The organism is Sutcliffiella halmapala, from assembly GCF_050107295.1.
Lineage (GTDB): Bacteria > Bacillota > Bacilli > Bacillales > Bacillaceae_I > Sutcliffiella_A > Sutcliffiella_A halmapala_A.
Window position 1 is genome coordinate 179,120 of the sequence record NZ_JBNIKR010000010.1, and the last position, 10,341, is coordinate 189,460.

The 10,341-nt window shown below is 34.4% G+C and carries 12 protein-coding genes; 5 read left to right on the plus strand and 7 right to left on the minus strand.

All coding sequences use genetic code 11. The features are described from left to right. Positions 1-33: 33 nt before the first annotated feature. Positions 34-771 (plus strand): glycosyltransferase family 2 protein, encoded by a 738-nt coding sequence (locus ACQCT5_RS17045; RefSeq protein WP_499643423.1) that lies wholly within the window; start codon positions 34-36, stop codon positions 769-771. A 34-nt stretch (positions 772-805) separates the two neighbouring features. Here the strand turns inward: ACQCT5_RS17045 and ACQCT5_RS17050 are convergent, their stop codons facing one another. Both ACQCT5_RS17050 and ACQCT5_RS17055 read right to left on the minus strand, forming a co-directional pair. Continuing rightward, positions 806-1,018, minus strand: coding sequence for a hypothetical protein (locus tag ACQCT5_RS17050; RefSeq protein ID WP_499643425.1), 213 nt, complete (start codon positions 1,016-1,018; stop codon positions 806-808). Positions 1,019-1,043: 25 nt separating this feature from the next. Then, positions 1,044-1,445 (minus strand): hypothetical protein, encoded by a 402-nt coding sequence (locus ACQCT5_RS17055; RefSeq protein WP_499643427.1) that lies wholly within the window; start codon positions 1,443-1,445, stop codon positions 1,044-1,046. A gap of 478 nt (positions 1,446-1,923) precedes the next feature. On the opposite strand from ACQCT5_RS17055, the gene ACQCT5_RS17060 reads away from it, so the two are divergent. After that, a complete protein-coding gene (locus tag ACQCT5_RS17060) occupies positions 1,924-2,949 on the plus strand; it encodes a hypothetical protein (protein ID WP_499643429.1) in 1,026 nt (341 codons plus the stop codon). 470 nt (positions 2,950-3,419) lie between these two features. Beyond that, complete coding sequence (locus ACQCT5_RS17065; RefSeq protein ID WP_499643431.1) at positions 3,420-4,106, plus strand: O-methyltransferase; 687 nt, start codon at positions 3,420-3,422, stop codon at positions 4,104-4,106. 185 nt (positions 4,107-4,291) lie between these two features. Here the strand turns inward: ACQCT5_RS17065 and ACQCT5_RS17070 are convergent, their stop codons facing one another. Next, entirely contained in the window at positions 4,292-5,398 is a 1,107-nt protein-coding gene (locus tag ACQCT5_RS17070; RefSeq protein ID WP_499643433.1) for a polysaccharide pyruvyl transferase family protein, read from the minus strand. 29 nt (positions 5,399-5,427) lie between these two features. Beyond that, a complete protein-coding gene (locus ACQCT5_RS17075) occupies positions 5,428-6,135 on the minus strand; it encodes a glycosyltransferase (RefSeq protein ID WP_499643435.1) in 708 nt (235 codons plus the stop codon). 181 nt (positions 6,136-6,316) lie between these two features. Between ACQCT5_RS17075 and ACQCT5_RS17080 the strand changes: the two genes are divergently transcribed. Beyond that, positions 6,317-7,156 (plus strand): glycosyltransferase family A protein, encoded by an 840-nt coding sequence (locus tag ACQCT5_RS17080; protein WP_499643437.1) that lies wholly within the window; start codon positions 6,317-6,319, stop codon positions 7,154-7,156. A gap of 48 nt (positions 7,157-7,204) precedes the next feature. On the opposite strand, the gene ACQCT5_RS17085 is transcribed toward ACQCT5_RS17080, so the two are convergent. From ACQCT5_RS17085 to ACQCT5_RS17095, 3 genes are all read right to left on the minus strand, one after another. Further along, the gene (locus ACQCT5_RS17085) at positions 7,205-7,534 is read right to left on the minus strand and encodes a hypothetical protein (protein WP_499643439.1); all 330 of its coding nucleotides are present in this window, start codon (positions 7,532-7,534) and stop codon (positions 7,205-7,207) included. Between the two features lie 134 nt (positions 7,535-7,668). Beyond that, on the minus strand, positions 7,669-8,421 hold the full coding sequence (locus ACQCT5_RS17090) for a hypothetical protein (RefSeq protein WP_499643441.1): 753 nt from the start codon (positions 8,419-8,421) through the stop codon (positions 7,669-7,671). A 154-nt stretch (positions 8,422-8,575) separates the two neighbouring features. Continuing rightward, a complete protein-coding gene (locus ACQCT5_RS17095; protein WP_499643443.1) occupies positions 8,576-9,310 on the minus strand; it encodes a BMQ_0737 family morphogenetic spore coat protein in 735 nt (244 codons plus the stop codon). A gap of 182 nt (positions 9,311-9,492) precedes the next feature. Between ACQCT5_RS17095 and ACQCT5_RS17100 the strand changes: the two genes are divergently transcribed. After that, on the plus strand, positions 9,493-10,341 hold an 849-nt coding region (locus ACQCT5_RS17100), incomplete at its 3' end, for a hypothetical protein (protein WP_499643445.1).

Sequence of the window (10,341 nt, forward strand, 5' to 3'; positions counted from 1 at the left end):
TGGTCTTAACGGGGGTGTAGACGTATAACTGATATGGAGACGAAAAATACAGTAAACAGGATGCCTTTTTTCTCCATCGTAATATGCACATACAACACCGGAGAGTATTTAGTAAGTGCAATAGAAAGTGTCCTTTCCCAAACAATGGAGAATTGGGAATTAATCATTGTGGATGATTGGTCGACGGATGAAACGAAGGATATCCTGCAGCTTTATGCCCATACCCCGAACATACAGATCATTCAGGAAGAATACAATAAAGGAAAAGCAGCCTGCCTGAATCGGGCATTGGAGAAAGCTCGAGGACAATGGTTCCTCGAACTAGATGCAGACGATTGGCTTGATTGGGATTGTTTGACACACGTAACCCTTTTTATCGAAAAAATATCAAACAAGACCGGATTCATTTATGGAAATTATCTTGAATGGAGGGAAAGGAGCAGGGATAAGAAAGTCTTTTATGCTGGAGTAAGGAGAGGTCCAGCTGATTTCCATATGTATAAATACTTGGAGAATGCAATTCCATTAGCACCGAGGATATACCGGGTGTCATCTCTTCGAAGTGTTGGAGGATGGAGGGTACATGATATTTATGATGGCAGACTTTTTGAAGATGTCTATATCGCATGTGTATTAGCTACCCAATTTTCTGTGGAGCATATCGATCAAGTACTATATCACCGAAGGCTTAGAAGGAACAGTATTTCAGCTTCAGTCGGGAATAAATTTGCTGCATGGAGAAAATGGCTGGAACAGGAATTGGATATGTAAGAGTAAGGCGGTATATCACCGCCAATCTACTCCCTTAATTCGTCACACCATTCAACACACGGATCCCTTCCACATTGTCCAAGAAAATGGTTACGAGCTCTGACGGATCCACATAGGAACCGTTTTGCACTTCCAATACAAAAGAACTGCCGTTAACCGCCTGAAGAACACCTTCAAGAAATTGATTCGGTAAATAGACCTCCAAATTTCTATTTAAATATTGTGATAGTATCTCAGCAAATGTCACAGTACTAGCCTCCCATCATCAAAAATCATACAGTTGTCACACTTGTAAAAGGAACAAGGACAATATCACCATTCTCTTCAACAACAACAGCTACATCAACACCAACAGTTTCCACCATTCCTGAAACAACGCCAAATGAAGTAGAGACTGCTACCTCTTCATTCATATTCGCTTCGAAGAATTGTTGAACTTCTCCAGTCTCACCATTTATTTGATCTACCTCTGCTTCCAATTCAACAATTCGTGCGGTATTCTCTGAAATTCTATTTTCTGCAATTCTTAGCCTTTCAGCAAGTTGTCTGATAGGCGATGTAGGAGAAGGGTTAGGGAATGTATCTGTTCCAGGATTACAACTTGAACAACTGCAGCGACGTGAACCTGTCACATTTTGGCTGCATAATGATCTTTCTATATAGATAACACCCATTATTGTATGCCTCCAATCGTAGTGGGTTTTGGTTACTTTATTAATTTATTCAAATGGATAGATTTTGTACTTGTAAAGTAAGTTATTAAATGCCCTTTTGTTTACATTACATGAATTAAAAACAACAATTTAAGTGCCTTTTACAAACAAATTTTCAAAGCCTTGTTAATGCACCCGATTCTTACACCTTTTAATATGTTTTGAATCCCAATAAATAACAATTTAACTAGATATAAATCTAAACCACGAGAACCTATTCTTTTCAGCAAATTATATATCCTAAAAAATGTGCTTATACTTATATCTCCTGTACAAGCAATTTTAAGGAGTAATGAATATACTACAATACATTGCAGAAGAGGAGAGCAATAAATGTCAAATATTTAAGAAGAAATATAGGCGGAAAATTTTATTCTTAATCAAATGGAGGAACCATTTAACTAGTCATGTGAGACATTAGTAGATTAGGAGGAGAAGGATGGACGATAAATATAAAGTTAAAAGGGAAATAGTTGATAATAGGAAAAGAAAGAAAACATATTCTCAAATTAATAAAGATGCCAAGCAGAATAAGAGAAAGAACAGCAAGAAAAAAAATAGAATCCATAAAAAGAATCCCCCATCACAATCATTTATTCTTTATCGAATATTGGGAAATGATTTATTTCCAAGGCATAAAACAGGTCAAACACTTCAGAACCTTAAATTTATTCTCGAAAATGAACCAAAGCTAGTAAACTGTGAAAAAAAATGGGTAGTTAATCGTATTTTCCAAGATGAAATACAGCTTTCAATTACTGAATTACTAGAAAAGCACAAACAAAAATATATTATTATCCCATTTAATAAAGATGAATATATGAAAATTGAAAATGATGATGAAATAATCTCTAATCAGAAAAATTTATCACAAACCCAAGAAAAACGGCTGCTTACTGCAAAGTACAGACATAAAATTAATTATGTAATGAATGTAAATGGAGCGAGAAATGTTGCATTAAAAGATGGTAAGAAAAATGCCCAATGGATTCTACCATGGGATGGGAACTGTTTTATAAAGTTATCTGCATGGGAAAATATATACAAAAGTGTAAATAATTCTTATCATAATAAATATTTTGTTGTACCAATGGCAAGAGTAACATCAAACGAAGAATTATTTAAAAATATAAAGCCGAAAGCAGTAGATGAACCTCAGATAATTTTTAGGAAGGACTCAAACGAAGAATTTAACGAAGAATTTTACTACGGACGTAGAGATAAGGTGGAATTATTATGGAGGCTAGGTGTCCCTGGAAATTGGAATAGGTGGAAAGATGACCCTTGGGATCGCAATAGACTTCCACTATCAAAAGAATCAAGACAATTTGACAAAGCAGGATGGGTTGCCAGATTGTCTTCAGGTAGAAGAGTTTTGGAAAAAGACTCAAAAAAAAGAGAAGTTGCTCGTCTTGAAGCTGTTATAAATACCATTGAATACCTAGATAAAATTGTAAAAAAATAGTATTTGATAATGGCAACGAAAGTCAGGGTGAAATACTAGGACAAAGAAAATTCTATTAGGACAACATTATTATATCAACTTTATGTGGAATAAATTAAAAAAAGAGATTCGGCTTAGATAGGAATTTTTTGGTATTTGTGGAGTAGCGTTGTCCTCTATTTCTCTATAATGATTTTTGAATTCTTTAAATAGAAATAATGTAATAGAATCCTATTTTCAATTGGCAGTTAAACCACATCAGTATAAAATAGTTTACCTACAGAACATTGAAAGACAATACTCACTAATTCATATCCATTTAGTATTTTAAGTTGTTGCTTCTGGAAATAATAATAGTACCATGAAAAAGATTTAATCATAATGTCTCAGGAGGAGATTACAACGTAGCTGGATCAAAGGTAAATTCCTCATTATTCGATCAATATAGAGTTAAATAATGTAAAAATAATAAATGATACAAGAGGTGTATTATGAATCTAACATGGATAAAAAAAGATACTGATTCGTGGTTATATAAAAATTTATTTTCAAAAGATATATTTTCATATAATGATAAAAATACTAATGCAATTGAAAAAATTTCCCTATCCACTCAAAAGATGGGAAAGCAAAAATTATGGGAACGTTATAACCAACAAAATGCCTTCCGTCTACCAAATCAGGTACGTACCAGTAAAAAGCTCGGGAATTTTTATTCTTGGTTTACAAGACAATATAAGCCAGAAATAATTGTTGAATTTGGTACTGCTTTTGGTGTCTCAGGAATGTATTGGCTAAGTGGTATAGAGCAAAATGAATATGGAGAATTACTGACATTTGAACCGAACCAAAAATGGGCTTCCATTGCAGCAAAAAATCTATCTCTAATAGGAAAAAGGTTTAGATTAATAAATGGTACCTTTGAAGAGAATATAGAAGATGTCTTGGATCCATTAAAAAGAATTAATATTGCTTTTATCGATGCGATTCATACGAGAGAGTTCTTAATTCCTCAATTTGAACTGATTATGAAAAAGTCAAAACAAGGAAGTATACTAGTATTCGACGATATTAGCTTTTCAGAAGAGATGAGAAGTTGCTGGATAGAAATAGCTAATGATAAGAGGGTACAAACGAGTGTTTCTATTGATAAAAGGATAGGAATTGTAGAATTATAGATATACATTGATCAAAGATAATAAAAAGTTTCAACCCGAATTTTAGGTAATAACAAGTTTCCAAAAGTCGGGTTTTTAATTTCATAATTGAGTAGATTTGTTTTTTTGCCAGAACCAATCTTCATATAAAAAACGGACTACCTACTTCTGTAGGTAGTCGTAATAATTACATATTTAGACTAAGTTTATTTAAATAAAGAGAATGCACTATCTAATTTTGTTTTGGTTTCTAGTTTGTGTTTTTGCATATTTTTCATTAGATTATGAGGTTTATTGTGATGGTCTACAATATAATTTGCAACCTCTAGTATTTTTTCGCTTAAGTTTGAATCATCGGTTGCAATTACTAGCTTTTCTAAACCGACTGACTTTGAAAAATCAAATGATTTAAATCGATATCCTAATGAGATAAAGGGGATTTCAGCAACAGCTGAAAGTACATTTGCATGCAATTTAAAGTTAATGGAAAAGTTACAAGTTCTAAATAATTTAGCGGTTTCATATTGATTTTTGAGTTTCGTAATTACTCGTACATTAACTTGATCATTTATTTTTTTGTATAACTGTTTGCAGGGATAAATATCATTATCCATTACAGGAAAAATACAAATTTGATATCCTAATCCTATTAATTTTATTGCCACTTTAACCAATTCTTCTTCAATATATAATTCATTCTTACCATATATTTTGTTTTTTGCTGTACCCCAATTGATAGCTACAATTTTTTCACCACTTGTATTATTTGCAAAATTTCCTTTAACTAATATTCCGGGATCTCCAGAAATAATTACTTTATCAAGATTTATACCCATTAATTTCAGTGCCTGAAACGTGTATGGGCCTCGTAATGCTACATATTTAGAGTGATTTATAACTTTCTGTAATTTATTAATAAAAAAACGATTTGGGAAAATATTGAACTCCTTATTGTTTCGGCGGCTATCAAAACCTATTTTGGGATTTATTAAATTCAATTGTTCTTTTTCGATAAAATCTATTCCACTACCCCAGATAATAATTTCAACATTTTTATTCACATTTATAGCATTATACAAAATGTTAATATAGCTCGGGGTGAGTAATGAGCCACCTCCTAATACGATGACATCAAAATGTCTTAATAGGTGCTTTTTTTTCTTTAGTTTAAATAATCGTTGTCTGTCTGAAGAATATAATTCAAATTTTTTAGTGTTAGCTAATTTAAAAAACTGTTGGCGAAAAACATCCCACATCAATTCGTCACCTAGATTTGTATGTCCAAGCCAACCTAAATAGAGTACTTTTTTCATGTCAACAAGTTCACCTCAAATTAATGATTTTATATAATCAGTCCTAGTTTTTTTGTGATTATAGGTACATAATTAGTTGTTTTTGTTATATATTTACTGCTTCTAATTAATTGTTTATTTGAGCATTTAAAGGTATGGAGCTTACTATTAGTTTTTCTTACATAGACATAATTGTACCTACTAGTACAATAAAACTTAATGTTTGCTTTTTTACATAATATAACAAAAGAACTATCGGTTCCTGATCCAATTCTGGAGGGGAATTTTATTTTAGGATAAATTTCTTTTCTGAAGATAAGAGTTCCTCCTTTAAGAGAACTTTTACCTGCCATATTCTCATTTCCAAGTACCCTTAACTGTAACAATTTTTCGGCTTCAAAATACATAAAAGATTTACCTTTTCCGACTAATTGCGCATTTGTAGTCTGAAAAATTTTCATTGCTTCTGTTAAATAATAGGGAGAATAGTAATCATCATCGTCAATTTTTGCTACAATATTATAATTAGATTTCTCAATTCCAAAATTCAAGCTATCACCTAATGTGTTATGTTCGGGTATTTTATACACTCTTATATTTTTTTGCATTTTAGCTTGTTTGTCCCATATTTCTTTATTCATTTGGTCATTATTTAAAACTATTATTAATTCTTTTTCTTTCCATAGTTGGCGATAGAAATTATTAAATATGTTTTCTAACATTTCATCTCTTATAGTGCAAGCAATTAATGAAATCAATGAACTTTCCTCCCTCCATATTTTAAAAAAAGCTTCTACATGATAGTATTCTATTCTTATAAGCTATGAAAAGTAATAGTTCAACTGTCCAAATAAAATAGAAATATTCTCTTAATAACATTATGGTTCAGTTCTGAATAATGTATAAAGATAAATTATGTTATAAAATTGGATAAAGTGGGTGAAGAAAATAAGCACTTTAATGGAACAAATGAAAAATGTGGATGTAAGGATTGATCAGCGGAAAAAAAAGGGAATGGATGATAATAATATTCCGATAATCTTTGCCATTTCATTGAAAAGCAAAAAGGTGTCTAAAAAATGGGATGTCGTTCAGCAAAATTTGGCGAAAACGATTCGATCTATCCTTAATAATACGTATGATAATTACCGAATCATCATTGCCGGTCATGAGAAACCGGATATTGAGGAACTGTTGCATAAGAAGGTGGTTTGGATACCGGTAACTTTTTCTCCACCGTCCAATCCTCAAGAATTTACAAGAGATAAAATGAGAAAGAGGCTTGTGATAGGGAAATATTTGAAAAATGAAGGGTTCTCAGGTTACTTTATGGCCTTGGACGCGGACGATTGGATCCATTATAGGTTTATTGAGTATATTAATTCATTTCCACTGACAAAAGCTTTTGTGATTAACAAAGGGATTATGATCAATCAATATAAGCAAAAGATATGGATCCTAAATAATTTTTATCGGAATTGTGGAAGCTGTGCAATATTTTACTTTACTAATGATGAGTTTCCTAGAAGAAACGGAGATGCCAAAAAATTTACAATCCTTAATCTAAGAATTCATCCTAAAGTGAAGTTGTATTTAAGAAAACTGAACATTCCTTTTCAACATATAGATGAACCACTTGTTCTTCGTTATTTTGGTCATGGTGACAATAATATGGAATTAAAACGTACTTTGAGTAGAAGGGTCTCAAGCTCTAAATACAATTCCAAAGAAGAGATATTCAGACCTTGGGTATACAGCTTTTTCAAAGTAAATTCATAATAAAAAAAACCGTAGATTACTCGATGAGAGTAATCTACGGAAACATTATTACACGCCAGGTACGAAAGGTGTTCTAGCGATAGATGTAACTTTATCGCAGCAGATGTGTTGAATAGTAGGACCAAGTAGGTCAGTTGTATCTGCATCAGTTTGAACGAGTGTAATTAAACCGTGGCATTCGTCAATACATGCAAGTAAACCTGTAACCCCTAATTCAGGACCGCCTTTGAAGAATACAGTTACATATTCTCCTACATATTTCCAGATGAACTTACCACAGAAGCAATCCTGCTTGCATTTGTCATGGTCTTTTTTGTGATCGTCCTTCTTATCATCCTTCTTACTGCAACATGACTTATACTCATAGTATAAACTCATATCTTTTGCCTCCCTCTCAATTTTGGTTTAGGAATTTTTCATCCTACATTAATGTATTCCCGGGAGACTATTTGGAGCGGGCGAATCTCTTAGTACAAGCGCCTTTTTTTCTTGTCAATTAGTAGTTTTGCCTATCATACACTTAGTATTATTTTGTTTTTGCTAGGCAAGGGGGACATACCTTTACAATAAATGAATGCTTCAATGGTAATTTTTGAGGAAATGCTGGTCTTATCGATGAGGATTTCAAAATTCTGAAAAGTAACCTGCTCCCCTTGGGATAGATTTGGCTTTTGATAGGAACGGATCCAGTATTCTCCTGTATTCCTGATTTTCTCCTTCCAATCCTCTGTTGCGTAGATCCAGTCAGCTGCGGGCCGATCCTGTCCAGTGTGTTGGAGAAGCTTAGGATTTGTAATCTTCCCTGATAACACAACGTTTTCCAAGGGGGTTATTTTAAGGCAAACAATCATATCCTCGAGTTCAGTTACTCCGGTGTTGACAATCGTCAAGTCGCTGATGACAGTTAGAGTTGTTTCTCCTTCATAGGGCAAGAGGATGGAATAATTGAAGTAACTGAAAAGGCTCGGTTCCTTTTCTTCTATTATGGAGAAATTCTGCATATTTTCCTGAAGCGCTTTTTCTTCCTCCAATTCGACTTCCAGCTCCAAAACTTTTTTTCGCAATTGCTCGAGTTCGAGGGAGGAGGTCTTTATGTGCTGCTGTTTTAATTCCCTTATTTTCGTCTGAAGATATCTATTGCGAATCGCTTCCTTTTCAAGCTCCTGCTTTAGCTCTGCAATTCGGTTCTTGTATTTGGAAACCTCAGCGCGGTAATAGATCACCTGCTGCTGAGTTTTGAATAAGTCCTGCTCGTTATTATTCATCGCTTCTTTTAACCTCCTCTGACTTTCCATATTACAGTCTATGTAAGGAAGTTCCATTCAATAATAAATCATCCATTATACAATAATAAAACAGCCAACATCACTCAGTGTGACCCGAATGTTGTTGGCCTGTTAAAAGTTTGTATGATGGTTGTTATCTTGGTCTTTTATGTGCTGGGAAGATTTCCGGACATTGTGGCGGGAATTCTTTTACTGGGCACATTAAGCCTTCCAAAATTTCTTCACGTGGACGGCAGATTTTTGCCTCGATTTCCAATTTTACGTCTGCTTCCATTTGAATATCCAAGCAAAGAGTTAACGCTACATCTAATTGTGCAAAGTCTGGAGTTGCGATCAAGTTGGAATCACACTCAAAGAATGTTACGTGACAGTCAAGCTCAGTTCCTTCCGGTGCACATAGCAGGAATGTTTGGATTGTTGCAAATGGGATGGCTTTGGAGCAGCAAACTACATGGCCAGCTGCATTTACAAGGTGAACCGTTACAAACCCCTTGATTAATACTTTCACACGTTGCAGGATTACTTCTGTTCCGTCTGGAAGTGTTACCTCTACATCAGGACGCCCATTCGGTTGTTCGATTTCCTTGCATATTAACCCTTTGTGGTGGCGGTGGTGATGATGTGCCATGGCATTGATTTTATGACCATGTTCATCGGACAAAAAGCATTCTACGGCTAAGCCGCCAACCTTTGCATCACACAGGATATCAGCAATATTCGCATCATCATCATGTTCAAGGTCACAAGCAAATAGTCCATCTAAATCTGAGTTGCAGATGCTTTTTACAGCAACGTCAACTTGACGTGAAACCCAGTCGTAAACCTTACGAGTCTTAATGCAGACTCTCTCAGTTTCTTTATGATTCACTAAAAACTCCTCCTATTCATTTAATACCCATTTGGGTTACGGGACTAATGTATAGTATGAATTTTGTAGGTAAGTGTGCAGAGACAAAAGCCCGAATTTCATTTTTGAATAAAAAGCTGTAATATTTCTAAGCTTGAGAGAATTACTTGTAAGAGGAACGTTTTAAAGGAGGTTGCAGATAAATGAAAAGTTTCAATAATGATAATGTCGTAATACTGCAGCAGAAGCTGATTCATCTAGGAGCGGAAGTGAAACGACTGCAGGCGGACCTGCAAAAAGTGAAGGATATAGATTATATTAAAAAATTAGAAGCTGAAAACCACGCCTGGCAGGAAGAGCGGGATCAATGGAAGGAAAAGATTGAAAAATTAGAATCAGCGAATAAAAAATTGGAGACTAAATGGAAGGAAGAGCACAAAAGCTGTGAGGCCGCCTTGGAAAGGAAGAAAAAGCTCAAAAGGGAATTGGCCCTTATTCAGGAAGAGCTAACAAACTACGCTGCCACTATTCAAAAGCTGGAAACGGAATCGGGGAATTCTAAAGAGCTTGAAGCCATAAGAATAAAGCTTGAACAGGAAAATAAACAGCATCTTGAAACGATTGAGAGTTGTAGATATTCTATACAAAGCTTGGAAAATAAATGCAATGAAACTGAAGAGCAGCTTGGCGAAGTCCAAAATGAATTGACGGAATCAAAAATACAACTGCACGCTACACAAGAAGAATTGGCTGAAACAAGATCGCAGCTACACACAGTCCACCAAGAACTTAGTAACTCGGCACATCAACTCCACTCGATTCAACAAGAATTGGAAGAATCACAGCAGCAATGCCAAATAGTGCAGCAAGAATTAGCTGAAATGAAGGTTCAATACCAAGCCGTCCAACACGAATTAGACGACTACAAAGAACAATGCCAAACTATTCAACAAGAATTGGAAGAATCACAGCACCAATGCCAAACAGTCCAGCAGGAATTATTTAACTCAAACGAGCAATGCCAAACACTCCAACAAGAATTAGAAGATGCT